This is a genomic window from Streptosporangium amethystogenes subsp. fukuiense (assembly GCF_042665875.1).
GTDB classification, from domain to species: Bacteria; Actinomycetota; Actinomycetes; order Streptosporangiales; family Streptosporangiaceae; genus Streptosporangium; species Streptosporangium fukuiense.
The window spans coordinates 8673661-8692702 of sequence record NZ_JBHTEE010000001.1; the positions used below are offsets into that span (position 1 = coordinate 8673661).

A 19042-nucleotide genomic window follows, 5' to 3' on the forward strand; every position below is an offset into this window, starting at 1 on the left:
ATCTGACTAGAGAGGTCTCGTCATCGCGGCCGGGACGTGTTGCTCTTGACTGTGTACGGCCGAGGTCCGGCCGGTCGGCCGCGGGAGGTGATCGTTTCCGGAGAACGGGGTAGTAGTAGGGTCGCGTGCGATTTGCCGCATCCGTAGGGGTTGCGGCCTACCGTTACGGAGACGACTGGAACGGTCCGGGGTGGTGACCCCGGGCTGAAACGGGCTTCCTGCGAGGAGGTGCTGAGCGTGGCCTCGGGCCCCCACGACCCGCGCTCGCGAGAGTGGCCGGCGGATGACGGCGGCGTTCACGACGATGCCATGCGTGCAGGCAGGTCCCAGGAGCCACACGCGTCCCCACCGACGATCCAGCACTCCCCGCCAGGCCCCTCCGGCGACGATACGCGCGGGCTCTCCATGGCCTCCCCGTGGATGCTCCCGCCGTTCGCGGCGCCGACCCCGGACGACGGCGAGCCGCCCCGGGCCCGCCCGGAAGGACTCGGCGGCGAGCGGCGCCGTCCGTACGCCCAGCCCTACGCCCCCACCCCCCAGCCCGCCGGGCAGCCGTTTCCGCCGGATTCCCCCGCCGCCGACCAGCCCGCCACCGATCACCTCGCCGAGGAGCCCGTGGAGGAGCGGGGGACGGGTCAGGGCCGCCACGCCACACCGGAGCGAGGGCGCCCGCGCCTGGTGGACCGCCCCGACCTCCTGGTCGCCTCGGGGCCGACGCCCGAGCGCAGGGGCAGGAGGAGGGCGGACCGGCCCGACCGCCTGGTCGCCTCGGGGCCGGCCCGCGAGCGCGGCGAGGACGGGCGGACAGCACCCCCGCCGCCCATGCCCGAGGACCGGATCAGGATGGGACCGAGCATTCCGGCGACGCCGGAACCTGTGCCCACCCCGGAACCCGGGCCGACCTCCGAATCGGATCCGGCGTCCGAGACCGAGGGGCCCGGCACGCCCGTCGAGGACGATTTCGAGCCGGTACGCCGGGTGGGGCGCCCGCCCGGCGGCAGGCCCGCCAGGCCCGACCTGCTCGTCGCGGAGGGCCCGCCCGGCAGGCGGGGCCCCAACGGCGGGCGGCACCACCGCTCGGCCGCCGCGCCCTCCGCGGTACGCCGGTCCAGCCCGACCAGGCGCAGGCGTGGCAGGGGCCTGGTGATCCCGTTCCTGATGGTCATGGTCCTCACCGTCGCGGTCGGCGGCGGCCTGGCCCTGTGGGGGTGGGTGAGCAGCCCGTTCGCCACCGGTCTCCGGCTGGTCGGCGACGAGGCGGGTTCGGGTGACGAGAACTTCGTGCCGCGGGCCGGTGTCGGCGGCAACGGCTCCAACCAGGTTCTCAACGCGGTGGCCTCGGTGGGCTCCGTCATGGTCGCGGTCGGCAGCGACACCACCAGCCCGGTACCCAGGCCGCTGTTCCTGGTCTCTCCCGACGACGGCACGACCTGGCAGCTGGGCAGGATGGTCGGCCCGGTGGGGTACGAGACGGGGCCGACCACGGTGGGCCGGGTGGCGGGCGGTGACGGCCGCTGGCTGGCGGCGGGCAACGACCCCCTCGGCTCGGGGCACGGCCTGTGGACCAGCTCCGACGGCTACAGCTGGACCGCCGTCGACCCCGCCGAGCTGGACGCCTTCGCGCGCGGGGACAAGATCATGGACCTGGCCAGGACCGACTCGGGCTTCGTCGCGGTCGGCGCGGCCGTGCTGGACGACGGCACCACCGGGGCCGTCGCCTGGGTCTCGCCCGACGGGCGCGCCTGGAAACGGGTGGCGACCCGGGAGATCGGCATGCCGGACAAGGTGCGGGGCATCAAGGCGGTCGTCGCCAAGGGGAACGCCGTGGTCGCACTGGCGGACCCCGCCCAGGGGCAGTCCACCTCGGTCATCCTGCGCTCGGCCGACGGAGGCGGGAGCTGGCAGCGGACCGGCACCGCGCTCAACGACGTCATACCCGAGCCGGGCGCGCTGGCCGTGGCAGGCGGGGGGTTCGTCCTCGTGCCGACCCAGCAGCGCAGCGACAGGGGCGAGGTCCGCGTCTACTGCTCGCCCGAGGGCGCCGACTGGAAGGCCTGCGGGACCATCACCGGCCTGGGGTCCGACGGTTCCGGCGTCAGGCGGCTGGCCTCCTCCTCGGCGGGGGTGGCCGCGGTCGTCGAATCCGGCTTCGAGCGCTACACGGTCCACACCAGCCCCGACGGCCGGGACTGGAGCAAGACCACAGACCTCGGCGAGGTACCCGGCTCGCTGCGGGCGCTCGCCCTGTCCGACACCGGCGCGCTCGTCGTCGGCGGCGACGAGCGCGCCGCCGACGTGGACAACAGGGTGGTTCTCATCACCGCGCCCAAGGGCGGAGAACCGAGGCCGGTCTCCCTGGGCGGGATCGAGGGCCTGGCCAGAGCCGCCCGCGAGACGGCCAGGGTGGCCGCGGGCGACGGCAGATTCGTCGCGGTGGGTGCCGTCTCGGGCGACGCCGGGATCTGGAGCAGCCCCGGCGGCCAGAGCTGGCAGGCGGGCGGCCCGGCGCAGCTCCTCGGCGGTCCGAGGCGGCAGGCGCTCGCCGACGTCGCGCACGGCAGGCGGGGCTGGCTGGCCGCGGGCAGCACGATGACCGACGCCTCCTCCACCGAACCGCTGCTGCTCACCTCCTCCGACGGCGAGAACTGGCGCAGGGTCGCGGTGCTGGGTTCCCTCGCCCCGGCCGGCGACCACGACTTCCTCGCCCCGCACGCGGTGGCGGCGGGCCCTTCCGGTTACGTCATGGCGGGTGAGGACCGCGGCCCCGCCGCCACCGTGCCCGTCCTGTGGTTCTCCGCCGACCTCAAGCGCTACTCCAGGGCGGCCAAGCTGCCCGCGGGCGGTACGGGCGTGCGGCTGCACGACGTCTCGGCGACCTCGTCCGGATACGTGGCCGTCGGCGGCGCCGGCACGGCCGAGCGCGAGACCGGCGTGGTCTGGGTTTCGGCCGACGGGGTCAACTGGAACGCGCGCAAGCCGGTCCTGCCCCCGGGGGCGACGTCGGCGGGGCTGCGGCACGTGGTCCTGTACGGCGGGGACATCGTCGCGGCCGGCACGGCCAGCACGGCGGACGGTCGGCGGGCCTTCGGCGCGGTGTCCGCGGACAACGGGACGAGCTGGGAGTTCTCCTGGCTCCCCGGAGAGACCGCGTCCGCCGTGCAGGACCTCGCCGCGACGCCGGAGGGCGTGGTGGCCGTGGGCTGGCACGGGGTTCCGGGCGAGGGCGACAGCGCGGCCTGGACCTCGGAGAACGGGCTGGACTGGCAGCTCCACACCCCCGGCCAGGGCAGGCTGGACGGTGACGGGGCCCAGTGGCTCGGCGCGGTGGCGGTCCTGGGCGGCCAGGTCGTGGCCCTGGGCCGCTCCACCACCTACAGCGCGGACCACCTCACCCTGTGGCGCTCCAAGCTCACCTCGACACGGTGAGCCGGGCCTCGCGCCGCTCACTCCCGTGCGATGACCGACCACTCGGCCAGTGCGTCCAGCAGGCCGGGGGTGAGCGGGAGCCGCGGTAGCTCCGCGCGGGTGACCCAGCGGACGTCCGCGGCGTCGTCCCCGGCGGAGAGCGTGCCGCCGGAGACCTCGGCCAGGTAGTCGCGGATCTCGTAGACGGCACCGCCGGGGCCGGGGCGGTCGACGGTTCCGGCCAGGCGCCCGGGGACGACGGTCAGGCCGGTCTCCTCCAGAACCTCTCTGATGACCGCCTCGGGGTCGGACTCGCCGGGCTCGACCCGGCCGCCGGGGACGGACCACAACCCCATCCCGGGTGGCCGGCCGCGGCGGACCAGAAGCATCCGCCCCGAGTCGTCGAGGATGATCGCCCCCACACAATTTACGCGCACGTGAACAACATTACGGCGTGATAACGACCAGGCCTCTTGACGGATGGGCCGTCGAAGAAGCAGCGTGGGTAGGCGTGAAAGCCGCCCCTACATGCCCACGCTGTTTCGGCCCGCTACGTCCGCCGAGTGCTTGGTCAAGCTCCTGGAGATGCGGCCCCCACGGTGATGTGCTGCCGTTCCAGCCACCCATACCTCCCTCCGCCGCCGCGGTGGAGGCCATCACCCGCATCTCCCGCGTCCCCGTCTGGGTCCCGTGGCCGCTGCCCACGGGATGGCTGGTCACCGGGTTCGCCCACGTGGGCGACGAGCGCAGCGGCGTACGGGCCACGGTGGTCGCGGTCTCCGGACCTTCGCTGACCTACGGGCCCGCCGATCTGCTGCTCATCGCGGAGGAGCCCGGGGTCGGGCTCGGCGCGGCGTTCGCCGGGCTGGAGAGCACCGATCCGGGCACCGGCTTCGACCAGGGCCCGCCGCACGCCAAGATCGAGGTCAAGGGCCATCCGGCCGCCCTGTGGTGCGTCACCGCCGCCTGTGACCGGGCCGTCTACGTGGGTGAGGCGCTGGGGAACTGGCTCTGGGCGGTCGTGTGGCCCGCCGAGGCCGGTTACCTGATGACCCTGGCCGAGCTGTCCCTGCGCGATCTGCGCGACCACGACCAGGCCCTCGACCTGCCCTTCGGGGCGTTCTCCCCGCGCCTGGAGGCCCCGGCCTCCTGACCGCCCGCTCGGTATTCGAACCCTTGACCGTTCCGTCCGGACCGGAGGGCGGATGGAGGCAGTAAAGTTCGGAAGCGTGACAGCGCGTATCGAGCGAGTGGTGACCGAGGGCGTCGTCGATGTCGACGGCGTCGAGCACAAGGTCGAGAACAACACGTGGATCCTGGGTGACGACGAGGATGTCATCGTCATCGACCCCGCGCGTGACGCGGAGGCGATCCTGGAGAAGGTCGGCGAGCGGGAGGTGCTGGCGATCATCTGCACCCACGGCCTGCCCGACCACGTGGGCGCGGCCATCGAGGTCGCGGCCAGAGACGAGGCGGTGATCGCCCTCCACCCCAAGGACAGGCCGCTGTGGCGACTGACCTGGCCGGACACCTGGCCGGACATCGACATGGAGGACGAGGGCCTGTTCGAGGTCGGCGGTGTCCAGCTGGAGGTCATGTCCACCCCGGGCATCTCCCACGGTGGCGTCTCGCTCTACTGCGAGGCTCTGGAGGCGGTCTTCACCGGCAAGACCCTCCAGGCCGACGGCCCCGGCAGGGTCGGCGGTGAGTATCCCGCCCTGGCCGACCAGCTGACCGCCATCGGGGGACGGCTGTTCACCCTGCCGCACGCCACCCGGGTGCTGCCCGCGCACGGCGAGGAGACCACGATCGGCGACCTGGAGCCTCAGTTCGACGCCTGGCTCTCCGGCTCGCTGACCCGAGGGGCGCAGGAGCAGGAGGAGGGGCCGCTGACCGATGGCACGCGCGCGGCGGGGATCCGGCTGAACCTCCGGGACGAATAGCCCCCGATGGACCAGCTTCCCCTGGACGGCATGCCGCGGCGGCTGTATGCCTGTACGCCGTCGCGGCTGAACAGCTGGCTGGACTGCCCCCGGCGCTACCGGTTCACCTACCTGGATCGGCCCGCGCCGCAGAAGGGTCCGCCGTGGGCGCACAACAGCGTGGGCGTCAGCGTGCACAACGCCCTGGCCGCCTGGTGGCGCGAGCCGTACGAGCTGCGTACGCCCGAGGTCGCCGCCGCCCTGCTCACCAGGGGATGGATCGGCGAGGGGTTCCGCGACGCGGAGCAGTCGGCCGCCTGGCGTGACCGGGCCAGGGAGATGGTCCGGGGATACGTGGCGGGTCTCGACCCCGCCGCGGAGCCGGTCGGCGTCGAGCGCACGGTCGCCACGCGCACCTCCGTCGTCGCCCTCTCCGGCCGGGTGGACCGGCTCGACCGGCGCGGTGAGGAACTGGTCGTGGTCGACTACAAGACCGGCAGGCGCCCGCTGACCACCGACGACGCCCGTTCCTCGCTCGCGCTGGCGGTCTACGCCATCGCCTCCTCGGCGATGATGCACCGCCCCTGCCACCGGGTCGAGCTCCATCACCTGCCGACCGCCTCCGTCGTGGAGTGGGAGCACACCGACGAGTCGCTGGCCCGGCACCTCGGCCGAGCCGAGGAGATCGCCGTCGAGGCCGCCGAGGCCGACGAGCGTTACCGGGCATGGTCGGCCGCCCGTCCCGGCGGGACCGGCTCGGCCGCGTCGCGGACCAGAGGCACCGGCCGGACCCCGCCACCGGTGCCGCCCGAGGTCGACGCCTCCTTCCCGCCCCGTACGGGCCCGCTGTGCTCGTGGTGCGACTTTCGCCGCCACTGCCCCGAGGGCCAGGCCGCGAGCGGCGACCGCGAGCCGTGGGACGCCCTCGCGGACTGACCGCGCGGCGCGCCGTCAGGCGGCGCGGGGCAGCAGGTCCGGCCAGCGGCGCGGGTCGGTCAGCCCCTTGAGCCCCTTGCCCAGGTCGTAACCCGCGGCGGCGAGCCGTTCGCGGGAGGCACCGAGCATCTCGCGGGTGCCGGGGGTGAACGCCCGGTCGTGGACGTGTTCGGGAAGCGAGTTCATGGTCAGCCGGAACGCCCTCAGCGCGGCGGTCACCGTGCTGGGCGGCACCTCGGGCAGCACGCCGTACATCTGCCTGGCCCAGTCGGGCAGCGAGTAGTAGCAGAGCGCGCCGAAGGGGAAGTAGGCGGGTTTGCCGGGGGTGAGGGCACGCAGCTCGGCGGGCAGTCGCGGCCAGAGCAGGAAGCGCACGGTGGAGGCGGCCTCGGGGGTGACCCGCAGCGTCGGGCGGACCGAGGTGAGGTAGTCGTCCAGCTCCGCCAGGGAGCCGGGCACGTCCTCGGCGTGCAGGCCGACGTAGGTGGCGCTGCGGCGCTGCTCGGCCAGGTAGCGGTCGGCCTGACGGTCGCTGAGCCCCAGGCCCGCCCGGCGTGCCACGGTCAGGTAGGAGGAGACCTCCGCGCAGTGCACCCAGAGCAGCAGCTCCGGGTCGTCCACCCGGTGGGTGCGGCCGGTGTCGGGGTCGTCGATGCGGAGCCGCCGGTGGATTCCCCGGACGCGGCGGCCGATCTCGTCGGCCTCCGCGGGGCTGCCGAAGGTGACCCTGCCCACGAAGTCCGCCGTGCGGCGGAGCCTTCCGAACGGGTCCTGCTGGAAGTTGGAGTTCTGCCAGACGCCACGCATCGCGAGGGGATGCAGGGCCTGGAGCATGAGGCCGCGGACCCCGCCGACCCACATGGAGCGGTCGATGTGCACCAGCCAGGTCGCGGTGTGCGGAGGCTGGACGACGATGTCTTCGATGCTCGCCATAGTAAGTGAATCATTACATGGCATTCGACGCTCCGTCCAACAGGGGTCCCGGCAGCGGGAAATCCCAGGTCAGCTTCTCGGCCGACTCTCCGCGGCGTTCCAGAAACGGATGAGCGCGGCGGCCGTGGTCTCCGGGGCCTCCACCGCGGGGGAGTGGGCCGCGCCGGGGACCACCACGCAGTCGGCGTCCAGCCGGCGGGCCATCTCCGACTGCATACGCGGCGGCCAGCCGTCGTCGTGCTCGCCGTACAGGACCAGGGTGGCGACATCGACCTGGGTGAGCTCGTCGCACCGGTCAGGCGCGGAGAGCACCTCCTCGGTCATCGCGTACATGCCGGTGGGCGAGTTGGCGAACAGCCGCTTGCGCAGGAAGGCGATGATCTCGTCGGAGACCCCGGCGGACAGGGCCTCGGGCTCCATCCGGTTGTGCCACAGGTGCTCCAGCCCGAGGTCGGGCAGTTCCGAGAGCATGATGCGGCCCGCGCGCTCGCGGGGCCCGACGATCGCGGCGGGCCCGGAGCTCATGAGCGTGTAGGACCCGAACCGGGTACGGCCGTCGATGACCGCCTCCCGGGTGACCAGGCCGCCGAAGGAGTGGCCGACCAGGTGGACCGGGCCTCCGTGGCCGATCACCTGGGCCAGGACGTCGACGTCGTTGCCGAGCGCGGCGCAGCTGTAGGCGCTCCTGTCGTCAGGGCCGTTCGACTCGAACTGGCCTCGCATGTCGATCGCGATGACCTGGCGGCCGGACTGGGCGAGCGTCTGCAGCACCGCGATGAAGTCTTCCTTGCTCCCCGTCAGACCGGGGACCAGCAGGGCCGGCCAGCGCTCGGGAATGCCGCTGACGGGCAGGGCCTCCAGTGCGGCGAAGGTGCCCACCGCCGTCTCGATCTGGCGAGAGCGGACGCCAGGAGGCATGGTCAGAAAACGCGGCGTACTCACGTGGCCCCACGATACCTCTCTTGACGACATCGCTCCGTGCGTCCGGGAGCGCGAAAAGGGGCGCCACCCGGTAGGGTCGCGCCCCTTTTGATGTTGTTACCACTAGTTCGGACGGCGAGGTCCTCGTTGCTGGCCGCGGGTCTGCGGGCGGCGGCGGCTCTGCACGCGCTCGGAGGCCGCCGAGGGGGCGATCTCGTCGTCGTCCGACGCCAGGTCCGGAGACTTGAAGATCACCGCGAACGGGCTCGGCGGAATGATCTTCTCAGGCTGCGGCCGAGGCCTGGAGACCTCCGCCGCGGGCTCGTCGTCCCGATGTTCGGCCACGGCGTCGTCCTCTCCACCCGTCGCGAACTCCGCCACCGGCTCCCCGCTCCACGAGGGGACCTCGGCCACCTGCTCACGCCTGGCGCGGCGCTGCCTGCGGACCGGCTCGTCCGTCGTGGAGTCGGGGTGAGCCGGAGCCTCTGACTTCCCGACGAGGCTCACCTCGGGATTCAGCCCGGCCCGGCGAGCGCGGCCCCGGCGGGGCGCGGCCTCGGCGGTGTACTGGTCGTCACGGCTGTCCTTGCGGGGGGCCACGTCCGTCTCCACCTCAGCGATCTCGACGACAGGGGACTCGGCCGGCTGGACCTCCTCGGTGGTGACCGGCGCGGAGATCTCCTCGCTGGTACGGCCACCGCGGGTGCGACGGCGCTCGCGAGGCGTACGTGCCGGACGCTCACGACGCTCCTCACGATCGTCCTCGCGCCCCTTGCGGGGAGAGCGGGAGCGGATTCGCCCGGTCTCGCCGAGATCCTCGACCTCCTCGGCGGCCAGGCCCGCCCGGGACCGGTTGGCGCGCGGCAGCACGCCCTTGGTGCCCTCGGGAATGCCCAGATCGCTGAAGACGTGCGGGGAGGTCGAGTAGGTCTCGACCGGCTCGGGGAAGGGGAGCGAGAGCGCGTTGTTGATGACCTTCCAGCGAGTGAGGTCCTCCCACTCGACGAAGGTCACCGCGACGCCCGTCTTGCCGGCCCGGCCGGTACGGCCGATCCGGTGCACGTACGCCTTCTCGTCCTGCGGGCAGTCGTAGTTGACGACGTGGGTGACATCGTCGACGTCGATGCCGCGCGCCGCGACGTCCGTCGCGACCAGCACGTCGATCTTGCCGTTGCGGAAGGCGCGCAGGGCCTGCTCGCGCTGGCCCTGGCCGAGGTCGCCGTGGACGGCCGCGGCGGCGAAGCCGCGCTCCTTGAGCTGCTCGACGACCATGTCGCAGGCGCGCTTGGTCTCGCAGAAGATCATGGTGAGTCCACGGCCCTCGCACTGCAGCAGGCGGCCGACGATCTCGATCTTGTCCATCCGGTGCGTGCGCCAGACGAACTGGGTCGTCTGCGGGGTCGCCTCGGCCTCGGCGTCGTTGTTCTCGGCCCGCACGTGGGTGGGGCGGGTGAGGTAACGCCTGGACAGGGCGACGATCTCACCCGGCAGGGTCGCGGAGAACAGCATCGTCTGCCGCTCCGCCGGGATGAGCTTGATGATGCGCTCGATGTCGGGTAGGAAGCCCAGGTCGAGCATCCGGTCGGCCTCGTCGAGGACGAGGGTCCCGATCTGGCTGAGGTCGAGGTGCTTCTGCTTGACCAGGTCGAGCAGGCGGCCCGGGGTGCCGACGATGACGTCGACGCCCTGCTTGAGCGCCTCGATCTGGGGTTCGTAGGCGCGCCCGCCGTACACGGTGAGGATCCGCGAGCCGAGCTTTCCGGCCGCCGTCACCAGGTCCTCGGTGACCTGAACGGCGAGCTCACGGGTCGGTACCACGACCAGCCCGCGGGGCTTCTTGCGGTTCTTCCTCGGCTTGCCGACACGCTGCAGCATCGCCACGCCGAAGGCGTAGGTCTTGCCGGTGCCGGTGCGCGCCTGGCCGATGATGTCCTGGCCGTTGAGGGCCAGGGGGAGTGCCATTTCCTGGATCGGGAACGGCGCGATGATGCCCTCGGTCTCAAGGGCATCGGCGATCTCTGGGGTGACTCCGAGGTCTCGGAACGTCGTCAGCTTGGCCTGCCTAAATCTCCGTTGAAGGCAGGACTGCCGGGACCACGGGCAGAAAACATGTTCCCCGTGCCGGGTCCTCGCGGAAGGTCCAGCCTTCTCATGTCATCAGCGACCGCTGCGGCGTCACGCCGACTTTTGGGGGCGTCCGGGAGTGGATATCCCGGATTAACACGGTGCGGTCGCACTTTCACAGAGCAGTGTACTCGATACCACAACGGAGAACCGATTTCTTCGTATTCCCGGTGAATCGCGAGGTCGATCAGATCGTAGGCTGCGTCCATGAGTGATTCCCCTCCCGGTGTCTCCGACCTGCTCGGCGTTCTCGCCTACGCCGAGCTGACGGCGTTCCTCAGGCTCGCCGAGGACGCCACGCGGCATGCCCCCTCACTGACCGATCGGGCGGCCCTCGGCGGCCTGGCGGCGGCCGAGTACGCGCACTTCGAGCTGCTCCGCGACCGGCTGGCCGACCTCGGGGTGGATCCCGAGGAGGCGATGGCGCCCTTCGTGGGGCCACTGGACGACTGGCATGCCCAGACCGCTCCCGGGGACTGGCTGGAGGCTCTGGTGAAGGCGTATGTGGGCACCGGGATCGCGCTCGACTTCTACCGTGAGGCGGCAGTCGGCGTGGACGACCGGACCCGGAACCTCGTCGAGGAGGTTCTCGCCGACGAGGGACGGTCGCAGTTCGCCGTCGAGAGGGTCGGCGCGGCGCTTCAGGAGGACCCCAAGCAGGCGGGGCGGCTGGCGCTGTGGGCCAGGCGGCTGGTCGGGGAGGCGCTGAGCCAGGGACAGCACGTGGCCGCGGCCAGACCGGAGCTCGCGGCACTGCTGGTGGAGGCGGCGGGGGAGGACATCGGCCGGATGTTCGCCCGGCTGACCGAGAAGCACGGCGACCGGATGGCCGCTCTGGGGCTGTGAACCGCAGGCTCCGGGCTCCGGCGTGGGGACCGGGCAGGCCCCCCTGTCCGGGGCCTGTCCTCCGCTCCTGGAGTAGCCGCTGGACCGGCCCGGGGCCTGTTCGCCGGGGGCGGAGCAGGGGAACCGGTCCCGCGGATCAAGACGCGTGGGGCGCCGAACAGCGTTGACGCGCTCTTCGGCATGAATGCCGAAGATTCAGCCTGTGCCGCCGATGCGGCACTTCTGTGGCTTCCTGTTTCACCGACCTGTGCCACCGAAGTGGTCTTACCGGGTCTCCACAGGCTTTCGAGCCTTCCGGCCCGCGTTCCCGCCCGGCGGCACCTGACGGCGATCACGGTACTACACGCTGTTCCGCCTTGGCGGCGAAACAGCTTCCCTGCCCGCTACGCGCGAGAGTCCGCTTCACCTCCGGCGTAAACGCCGGAGCACCACGGACGATTCCGGTAGCGTGCGAGACATGAGGGCCTCGCGCCGCTATGGCAGTTCCTTGACGAGATGTGGGCCGAACCGCTGGACCTCGCGTCCCGTGTTACGCAGAGGAGGCGCGGGGTGCCCGGCCGTCGGCCGGGGCCGGGAGCATCTCCGCCGGGTCAGACGTCCGCGCTGCTGCGGGTTCGGCGAGCGGGACGAGTGCCCGGGAACATGGGGGAACGAGCGTTTCTGAGCCTGGCGAGACGTGTGCCGGGCCGTCCGGCGCCCTCGCGCTCTCCGTGAGGGGTGGGTCGCCCGGCGCCGGTGCTCACGCCAGATCCGCGGACCGCGCCGTGCCGGCGAGGGACGACGATCTGGCGCGAGCCGCGGAATCCGTCAGAGCGTGCCGCCGAAGCCGACGGGACGCATCGCCTCCCCACCGATCTCGATGAAGCCGAGTGACGCGATCGGGACGATGACCTTCCGGCCACCGACGTCGGTAAGGGTGAAGACACCGGCGCTGGACGCGAGGGCGGCGCTGATCTCACTCTCGACCTGTTCGGCCGTGAGGTCGGTCTCCACTACGAGTTCACGGTGCACGGAACGTACGCCGATCTTGATTTCCATCCTGCTCCCTTTCGATGAGGGTTGCTCGTCCCATGGTCACCCCATCGAAGGTTCGACGCGCGGGTTGATCGCGCCAAGCGAACAGAAGTCCCGTGGCCACGGGACGTTCTCAGTGGTCGGCGACGGTGCGGGGGAAACCGGAGATGCCCCGCCACGACAGGCGCGCGATGAGCTGGGTGGCCGCGTCCTTGGGGATGGAGCCGTTGCTGCTGATCCAGTAACGCGCGCTGACCTCGGCCATCCCGACCAGCCCGACGCCCAGCAGGCGTGCCTCGTCGCTGGAGCAGCCGGTGTCCTCCTGGATGACCTGACTGATCATCTCGGCGCTCTCCCGGAGGTTGCGCTCCATGCGCTGGCGGACCGGGGCGGCGTTGCGCAGGTCCGACTCGAACACCAGCCGGAAGGCCTCACCCTGGCTGGAGACGAAGTCGAAGAACGCGCCGATCGCGGCCTGGACACGCTGTTTGTTGTCGGTGGTGGAGGCGAGGGCGTCGCGGCAGCGGGTGATCAGGTCGTCCACATGCAGGTCGAGCAGGGCCAGATAGAGTTCCTGCTTGCCTGGGAAGTGCTGGTAGAGGACCGGCTTGCTGACCCCGGCCCGCTCGGCGATCTCGTCCATCGCGGCCGCGTGGTAGCCGTTCTCCACGAAGACCTCCTGCGCCGCGCTGAGCAGCTGGCGGCGGCGGGCTGTCCGGGGCAGCCGGGTGCCCCGGGGCTTGGCGTCCGGGGTAGCGGTCACGTGGTCTCCTCGGGTGAAACTCCTGGCGTCTGGGGCCATCCTACGCGCGGGTAACTCGGGTCAGCGATAATCGTCCTCATCGAGCTCGATCGTGCGTCGCTGCTCGAAGGTGTCGGCGGGGTCGGCCTCCATGGGAACGGTATCGGGCCACTCCTCGTCCTCCTCACGCGCGGTCCGATTCTGCTCGGCGGCGTCCGCGGGGTCGACCTCCGCCTCCGCGGAGAGGTCGGGGGAGGAGTCGGAGCCGCCCTCGCGTGCCGACCGGCGCTGCTCGGCGGCGTCGGCCTCGGGTGTCTCGATCGGGATCTCCTCGGACGGATCGTCGACCGTTCTCCCATGCTCTCTGTCGCCGTGCGGGTTCATGTCTGACATCCCCTGTCGTCATCCGGACCTTGGCACGTTTCCTGTCCTGACCCGGTTCCTGCAAACGTCGGACAACGCCCAGCGTACGACCTCGGATGCCGCGCGCCGAGAAAGACGCGGCATCGGATTGCCCATGGCGGTACCTGCCGCATTGACGATGCTTTACCCCTTATTTAGAACATGTGTACGATAAGTGGTCAAAGGGGCTGGACCAGGTGGGGCGCGTCGGTATCGAGATGGCCGGGAGGGGGACGGGGGCCGCGCGGCCGGCATTCGGGGGAGAGCGGTGGAAGGTCGGGTACCACAGCGGGGCCCGCGGTTCGAAAACCGCGGGCCCCGCCTGCAATTCGTGAGAAATGAGAACTCGCACTGTGTTGGGAGACAGAAGCTTGGGGATTTCTCCTCAAGTTCCCGTATTCGAGGTCCGGCCACTGTTTCCCGGTGAGAAGCGGTGGTCGTGGCGAACGCGGGGCCCCTGTCGCTCCGTTACGGTTCCGGAGCCGCTCACAATCGCGGATCCGGCCGTGTGGTTTCGGCCGCCGGCCGTGCCGCACCCCGATCGGGGCACGCGCCCCCGGCCAGGTGACTAGGAGACCGGGGGGGTGCCAAGGTCGCCGTTGCCGGGACCGTTGCCGGGACCGTCGTTGTCGCGCTCGCGGCGGCGCTCTTCGCGAATGGGCTCGAAGCGCTGGCTGCGGTTGTCGTTGTCCAGGTGGTTACGGTTGTTGTTGTGGTTGTTGATGATCAGCCTGAAGCGCTTGTGGCTGAAACGGCGGTGGCAGCTGCTGCCACCGCAGCCGCAGCCGCGGCCCCAGCCGCCGCCGCAGGTCGGGAAGGCGGCGGCGGTGACCGTGGTGGTCATCGCGCTGGCGCTGGTGACGGTGGTCGCTGCGCCCATGCCGACGACTCCGCCGGTCAGCGCCGTGCTGATCGCGAGCCCTGCGAGGACACCCTTGAACTTGGGCATTGCGTTTCCCCCTTGAAAGGATCGGTTGCCCCGATTTTCGGCACTTACCGAAATCAGTCGGGAATTACCGGAGATAGCTAGTGATGGGCTATCCCTGGTTGTCATAGTTTCCTTGCATGTCTGCTGATAAACGGAGATCGAAGGCTTTTGCTATCTCCTTAGATATTTATCGTCGACGTTGAACTCTTATTGATGGATTTAAAGTGAAATGCACTTAATGTCGCATTTGTGCTTTGGTGCTGGGGGGCGTCGGGTGCGGTGGGAGGGCGGAGTGCGGCAGGGGCCTCGGCGGCCTCCCGGGTGGTCGGGGCCGAGGTTGTCTCCGGGGCGTCCCGCTGTCCGGATCCGGTTGATATGGGGGGATGCCGCGGGGGCCGTTCTGGTGCGCGGGCACCGAGGTGAGGAAAGGCGGGCGATGAGAACGGCGGGCGAGGTGACATGTCGGCGACCGGGCGCATGGGCGAGGGCCCCGCGGTTCGAAAACCGTGGGGCCCCGCTGTAATTCCTGAGAAATGAGAAATCGCACTGTGTCGGCGTCAGGGTCCTGAGGATTTCTCCTCAACTTTCCGTTTCGCTGTTCGGCCACTGTTTCCCGGTGAGAAGCGGTGGTCGTGGCGAACGCGGGGCCCCTGTCGCTCCGTTACGGTTCCGGAGCCGCTCACAACCGCGGGTCCGGCCGTGTGGTTTCGGCCGTCGGCCGTGCCGCGCCCCGATCGGGGCGTGCGACTCGGGTCCGGTGCTAGTCCCTGCGTCCTTCGGTGAGAACGGGCACGAGGCGGTCGTTGCGGTTGTCGTTGTCCAGGTGGTTGTCGTTGTTGTTGTGGTTGTTGATGATCAGCCTGAAGCGGTGGCGGGTGTGACGGTGGGTCGAGCGGCAGCCGCCGCAGCAGCCGCAGCCGCGGCCCCAGCCGCCGCCGCAGGTCGGGAAGGCGGCGGCGGTGACCGTGGTGGTCATCGCGCTGGCGCTGGCGCTGGTGACGGTGGTCGCTGCGCCTACGCCGACGACTCCGCCGGTCAGCGCCGTGCTGATCGCGAGCCCTGTGAGGACACCCTTGAACTTGGGCATTGCGTTTCCCCCTTGAAAGGATTTGTTGCCCTAATTTTCTGAATTTCCCGAATAAATAGGAAAAGCCAGAGATGATCGATGATGAGTCATCCCTGGTTGTCATAGTTTCCTTGCATGTCTGCTGATAAACAGAGATCGAAGGCTTTTGCTATCCCCTTAGATATTTATCGTCGACGTCGAACCCTTATTGATGAATTTAAAGTGAAATGCACTTAATGTCGCATTTGTGGTGGAAGGGAGTCGGGGCCTGCCGAGGAGCGGGGCGGGATGCGCCGGGGGCCCTCGCCCGCTTCCTGGGTGGTCCGGCCGAGGTCGTCTCCGGGGCGTCCCGCTGTCGCGTGGGCGGGCGCCGTGAGGCCGCTTTCGTACGCCGGTGTCGAGGTGGGGAAGGGTGACGGTGAAGGGGGGCGGGGCGGCGGGGCGGGGAGGGTGGCGTGCCGGAGGCCGGGCGCATGGGCGAGGGCCCCGCGGTTCGAGAACCGCGGGGCCCCGCTGTGATTCCTGAGAAATGAGAACTCGCACTGCGTTGGAGTCAGGGGCCTGAGGATTTCTCCTCAGCCTCCCGTTTTCGCTTTCTGATCACGGTCTCTCGGTGAGAGAAAATGATCATGGCGAATACCGGGACCCTGTCGCTCCGTTACGGTTTCGAAGCCGCTTGAGATCGCGGATTCGACCGTGAGTGGCCTCATGTTCCGGTTGTGCCGCGCCCCCATCGGGGTGTGCGGCCCCGGTCCGTGATCGAGAGGCCTGCTACTCCCGCTCGTCGCGCTGGGTGAGAACGGGCACGAGGCGGTCGTTGCGGTTGTCGTTGTCCAGGTGGTTGTCGTTGTTGTTGTGGTTGTTGATGATCAGCCTGAAGCGGTGGTGGCTGCGGCGCCAGTGCGAGCGGTTGCAACCGCAGCCGCGACCGCAGCCGCCGCCCCAGGTCGGGAAGGCGACGGAGGTGACCGCGGTGGTCATCGCGCTGGCGCTGGTGACGGTGGTCGCTGCGCCCATGCCGACGACTCCGCCGGCCAGCGCCGTGCTGATCGCGAGCCCTGCGAGGACACTCTTGAACTTGGGCATTGCGTTTCCCCCTTGAAAGGATCGGTTGCCCCGATTTTCGGCACTTGCCGAAATCAGTCGGGAATTACCGGAGATGGTGAGTGATGGGCCATCCCTGGTTGTCATGATTTCCTCGCATGTCTGCTAATAAACGGAGATCGAATCCTTTTGCACTCTCCTTATCTATTTGTGGTCGACCTTGGATAGTTACCGGATGCTTTCAAGTTAAATGTCTTTAATGTCGCATTTGTTCTTCGGGGGAAGGGGCGCCGGAGGGGGTACCTAACTAATAGTGATAAAGCGTGCAATAAAAAGACATCTGGCTAAAATAGGCTTATGTGCCTTTTGTGGTAACTCGGGGGCTGTCGTCTGCCGCGTCGAGCGGCGAACTATCGTGGAAGAGCGGCCGGACGACAGGAGGAGACGCGTGGTGCACAAACCGATCCCCAACTGGCAGGGCGAGATGGTCGACCTCGGCGACCAGCGGATCCATGTGCGCTCGACCCCGCCAGGCCCCGCGGAGACCGCCGTCTACGTACACGGCCTCGCGGGTTCCGCGACCAACTGGACAGACCTGATGGGCGAGCTCTTCGACGTGGTGACCGGTCACGCCGTCGACCTGCCGGGCGCCGGATACTCGCCCGAGCCGCCCGGCGGCGACTACTCCGTCGACGCCCACGTACGGACCGTCACCGCCCTGATAGAGCGGGTCTCGCGGACCCCCGTCCACCTGTTCGGCAACTCCCTGGGCGGGGCCGTCTCCGTGCGGCTCGCCGCCACCCGTCCCGACCTGGTCCGCTCGCTCACCCTGATCTCCCCGGCCCTGCCCGACCTGCTGCCCAGGTACGGCCCCGCGCGGGTGGCGCTGTCCGCCGTGCCCAGGCTCGGCGAGTGGGCGGCGAGCCGGTTGAGCCTGCTGCCCGCCGAGCGCAGGCTCGGTGCCACGCTCGCCATGTGCTACGCCGACGTGGGGAGGATTCACCCGGAGCGGCTCAAGGAGGCGATCGAGGAGGTGCGCCGCCGGGACGGCCTCCCGTACGCGGGGGCGGCACTGATCAACTCTGCGCGCGGCATCGTCGCCGAGTACTTCCGGCGCGGGGAGACGAACCTGTGGCGGCAGGCGGCCCAGGTGACCGCGCCCACGCTGGTCGTGCACGGTCGTCACGACCGGCTCGTCAACCCCCGGATGGCGGCCCGTGCGGGCCGGACGTTCCCGCAGGTGAAGCTGGTGCTGCTGCCCGACGCCGGGCACGTGGCCCAGATGGAGTTCCCCGACCGGGTGGCCCGCGAGGCCAGGATCCTGATAGGTGAGACGGTCCTCACTCCGGTTGGGGAATGACCAGGGCACCGGGTTAGGTTGTGAGTGGAGCGTGCTGCGCTAGCCGTATCGTCAAGACCCCCTGAAACGGGAGCAGAACTGTGTCGTTGCCACCGCTGGTAGAGCCGGCAGCCGAGTTGACCGTCGATGAGGTGCGCCGCTACTCGCGCCACCTGATCATCCCGGACGTGGGCATGGCCGGGCAGAAGCGCCTGAAGAACGCGAAGGTGCTCTGTGTGGGCGCGGGTGGCCTGGGTTCCCCGGGGCTGCTCTATCTCGCCGCCGCCGGAGTGGGCACGCTCGGCGTCATCGACTTCGACGTGGTCGACGAGTCCAACCTGCAGCGGCAGGTCATCCACGGCCAGTCCGACGTGGGCCGCCCCAAGGCCGAGAGCGCCGCGGACAGCGTCAGGGAGATCAACTCCCTGGTCAACGTGATCGTCCACAACGAGGTGCTCACCACGGACAACGTGATGGAGATCTTCGCCGGCTACGACCTGATCGTGGACGGCACGGACAACTTCGCCACCCGTTACATGGTCAACGACGCGGCGGTCCTTCTCGGCAAGCCGTACGTCTGGGGCTCCATCTACCGCTTCGACGGTCAGGCCAGCGTCTTCTGGGCCGAGCACGGCCCCTGCTACCGCTGCCTCTACCCCGAGCCCCCGCCGCCCGGCATGGTCCCCTCGTGCGCCGAGGGCGGCGTGCTCGGCGTGCTGTGCGCGTCGATCGGCTCCATCCAGGTCAACGAGGCCATCAAGCTCCTCACGGGCATCGGCGAGCCGCTGGTCGGCCGTCTGATGATCTACGACGCCCTGGAGATGAACTACCGCTCGGTCAAGGTCCGCAAGGACCCCGAGTGCGTGCTCTGCGGCAAGAACCCGACGGTCACCCAGCTCCTGGAGGACTACGAGGCGTTCTGTGGCGCGGTCTCCGAGGAGGCCCAGGAGGCCGTCTCCGGCTCCACGATCACCGCGGCCGATCTCAAGTCCATGCAGGACGCGGACGAGAACATCTACCTGATCGACGTCCGCGAGCCGAACGAGTACGAGATCGTGTCCATCCCCGGCGCGGTGCTCATCCCCAAGGGCGAGTTCCTCAACGGATCCGCGCTGGAGGGACTCCCGCAGGACAAGAGGATCGTCCTGCACTGCAAGTCCGGTGCCCGTTCCGCCGAGGTCCTGGCGGTCATCAAGAGCGCCGGCTTCTCCGACGCCGTCCACGTGGGCGGCGGCGTGCTCAGCTGGATCAAGACCATCGACCCGAGCCTGCCGACCTACTGACCGGCCCGGTGGGGTTCTTACCGCCCGCGCCCCGTGGAGCACGCGCTCCACGGGGCGCTCGCCGTTCCCCCGCCGTCCGGGAGGTGCTCGCCCCGCCGCCACATGTGCTTTCCGGTCCGACGGATATGGACGGAACG

Annotated in this window: 17 protein-coding genes; 7 read left to right on the plus strand and 10 right to left on the minus strand. The window is 70.0% G+C overall.

The genetic code is table 11. The features are described 5' to 3' along the window. Positions 1-309 precede the first annotated feature (309 nt). Positions 310-3426 carry a hypothetical protein gene (locus ACFQVD_RS38580; protein WP_386273511.1) on the plus strand — a complete coding sequence of 1039 codons (3117 nt, stop codon included), beginning with the start codon at positions 310-312 and terminating at the stop codon, positions 3424-3426. Positions 3427-3443: 17 nt separating this feature from the next. Here ACFQVD_RS38580 and ACFQVD_RS38585 read toward each other — a convergent pair whose 3' ends face one another. Beyond that, positions 3444-3842: an NUDIX hydrolase gene (locus ACFQVD_RS38585; RefSeq protein ID WP_343977467.1), complete on the minus strand. Its 399-nt coding sequence runs from the start codon at positions 3840-3842 to the stop codon at positions 3444-3446. Positions 3843-3916: 74 nt separating this feature from the next. Between ACFQVD_RS38585 and ACFQVD_RS38590 the strand changes: the two genes are divergently transcribed. The 3 genes from ACFQVD_RS38590 (at position 3917) to ACFQVD_RS38600 (ending at position 6263) form a co-directional block, all read left to right on the plus strand. After that, positions 3917-4558 (plus strand): DUF6758 family protein, encoded by a 642-nt coding sequence (locus tag ACFQVD_RS38590; RefSeq protein ID WP_364151111.1) that lies wholly within the window; start codon positions 3917-3919, stop codon positions 4556-4558. 76 nt (positions 4559-4634) lie between these two features. Further along, a complete protein-coding gene (locus ACFQVD_RS38595) occupies positions 4635-5348 on the plus strand; it encodes an MBL fold metallo-hydrolase (RefSeq protein ID WP_343977461.1) in 714 nt (237 codons plus the stop codon). Between the two features lie 6 nt (positions 5349-5354). After that, positions 5355-6263 carry a RecB family exonuclease gene (locus tag ACFQVD_RS38600; RefSeq protein ID WP_343977459.1) on the plus strand — a complete coding sequence of 303 codons (909 nt, stop codon included), beginning with the start codon at positions 5355-5357 and terminating at the stop codon, positions 6261-6263. A gap of 15 nt (positions 6264-6278) precedes the next feature. On the opposite strand, the gene ACFQVD_RS38605 is transcribed toward ACFQVD_RS38600, so the two are convergent. The 3 genes from ACFQVD_RS38605 to ACFQVD_RS38615 all read right to left on the minus strand — a co-directional run bounded on the left by ACFQVD_RS38605 (position 6279) and on the right by ACFQVD_RS38615 (position 10079). Then, a complete protein-coding gene (locus ACFQVD_RS38605; RefSeq protein WP_343977457.1) occupies positions 6279-7196 on the minus strand; it encodes an oxygenase MpaB family protein in 918 nt (305 codons plus the stop codon). 69 nt (positions 7197-7265) lie between these two features. After that, positions 7266-8138 (minus strand): alpha/beta fold hydrolase, encoded by an 873-nt coding sequence (locus tag ACFQVD_RS38610; protein WP_343977455.1) that lies wholly within the window; start codon positions 8136-8138, stop codon positions 7266-7268. Between the two features lie 102 nt (positions 8139-8240). Next, positions 8241-10079 carry a DEAD/DEAH box helicase gene (locus ACFQVD_RS38615; RefSeq protein ID WP_343977452.1) on the minus strand — a complete coding sequence of 613 codons (1839 nt, stop codon included), beginning with the start codon at positions 10077-10079 and terminating at the stop codon, positions 8241-8243. A gap of 369 nt (positions 10080-10448) precedes the next feature. Between ACFQVD_RS38615 and ACFQVD_RS38620 the strand changes: the two genes are divergently transcribed. Continuing rightward, positions 10449-11087, plus strand: coding sequence for a ferritin-like fold-containing protein (locus ACFQVD_RS38620; RefSeq protein ID WP_343977449.1), 639 nt, complete (start codon positions 10449-10451; stop codon positions 11085-11087). A gap of 807 nt (positions 11088-11894) precedes the next feature. Here ACFQVD_RS38620 and ACFQVD_RS38625 read toward each other — a convergent pair. The 6 genes from ACFQVD_RS38625 to ACFQVD_RS38650 form a co-directional block, all read right to left on the minus strand. After that, positions 11895-12125: a DUF3107 domain-containing protein gene (locus tag ACFQVD_RS38625; RefSeq protein ID WP_343977446.1), complete on the minus strand. Its 231-nt coding sequence runs from the start codon at positions 12123-12125 to the stop codon at positions 11895-11897. A 109-nt stretch (positions 12126-12234) separates the two neighbouring features. Further along, positions 12235-12864, minus strand: coding sequence for a TetR/AcrR family transcriptional regulator (locus ACFQVD_RS38630; protein ID WP_326644512.1), 630 nt, complete (start codon positions 12862-12864; stop codon positions 12235-12237). Between the two features lie 60 nt (positions 12865-12924). Continuing rightward, positions 12925-13227 (minus strand): hypothetical protein, encoded by a 303-nt coding sequence (locus tag ACFQVD_RS38635; RefSeq protein WP_343977439.1) that lies wholly within the window; start codon positions 13225-13227, stop codon positions 12925-12927. A gap of 586 nt (positions 13228-13813) precedes the next feature. After that, positions 13814-14194: a hypothetical protein gene (locus ACFQVD_RS38640; RefSeq protein ID WP_343977436.1), complete on the minus strand. Its 381-nt coding sequence runs from the start codon at positions 14192-14194 to the stop codon at positions 13814-13816. Between the two features lie 739 nt (positions 14195-14933). Then, positions 14934-15260 (minus strand): hypothetical protein, encoded by a 327-nt coding sequence (locus ACFQVD_RS38645; protein ID WP_343977433.1) that lies wholly within the window; start codon positions 15258-15260, stop codon positions 14934-14936. A gap of 750 nt (positions 15261-16010) precedes the next feature. Beyond that, positions 16011-16325, minus strand: a complete 315-nt coding sequence (locus ACFQVD_RS38650; RefSeq protein WP_343977430.1) for a hypothetical protein — start codon at positions 16323-16325, stop codon at positions 16011-16013. A gap of 409 nt (positions 16326-16734) precedes the next feature. On the opposite strand from ACFQVD_RS38650, the gene ACFQVD_RS38655 reads away from it, so the two are divergent. Both ACFQVD_RS38655 and moeZ read left to right on the plus strand, forming a co-directional pair. Continuing rightward, complete coding sequence (locus tag ACFQVD_RS38655; RefSeq protein ID WP_343977427.1) at positions 16735-17643, plus strand: alpha/beta fold hydrolase; 909 nt, start codon at positions 16735-16737, stop codon at positions 17641-17643. Between the two features lie 80 nt (positions 17644-17723). Then, entirely contained in the window at positions 17724-18905 is a 1182-nt protein-coding gene (moeZ, locus tag ACFQVD_RS38660; RefSeq protein WP_343977424.1) for an adenylyltransferase/sulfurtransferase MoeZ, read from the plus strand. Positions 18906-19042: the final 137 nt, after the last annotated feature.

Coding starts and splice junctions, on each gene's coding strand:
- ACFQVD_RS38580 (WP_386273511.1), top strand. CDS start 310: ATGCGTGCAGGCAGGTCCCAGGAGCCACACGCGTCCCCACCGACGATC.
- ACFQVD_RS38600 (WP_343977459.1), top strand. CDS start 5,355: ATGGACCAGCTTCCCCTGGACGGCATGCCGCGGCGGCTGTATGCCTGT.
- ACFQVD_RS38605 (WP_343977457.1), bottom strand. CDS start 7,196: ATGGCGAGCATCGAAGACATCGTCGTCCAGCCTCCGCACACCGCGACC.
- ACFQVD_RS38615 (WP_343977452.1), bottom strand. CDS start 10,079: ATGGCACTCCCCCTGGCCCTCAACGGCCAGGACATCATCGGCCAGGCG.
- ACFQVD_RS38620 (WP_343977449.1), top strand. CDS start 10,449: ATGAGTGATTCCCCTCCCGGTGTCTCCGACCTGCTCGGCGTTCTCGCC.
- ACFQVD_RS38625 (WP_343977446.1), bottom strand. CDS start 12,125: ATGGAAATCAAGATCGGCGTACGTTCCGTGCACCGTGAACTCGTAGTG.
- ACFQVD_RS38635 (WP_343977439.1), bottom strand. CDS start 13,227: ATGAACCCGCACGGCGACAGAGAGCATGGGAGAACGGTCGACGATCCG.
- ACFQVD_RS38640 (WP_343977436.1), bottom strand. CDS start 14,194: ATGCCCAAGTTCAAGGGTGTCCTCGCAGGGCTCGCGATCAGCACGGCG.
- ACFQVD_RS38645 (WP_343977433.1), bottom strand. CDS start 15,260: ATGCCCAAGTTCAAGGGTGTCCTCACAGGGCTCGCGATCAGCACGGCG.
- ACFQVD_RS38650 (WP_343977430.1), bottom strand. CDS start 16,325: ATGCCCAAGTTCAAGAGTGTCCTCGCAGGGCTCGCGATCAGCACGGCG.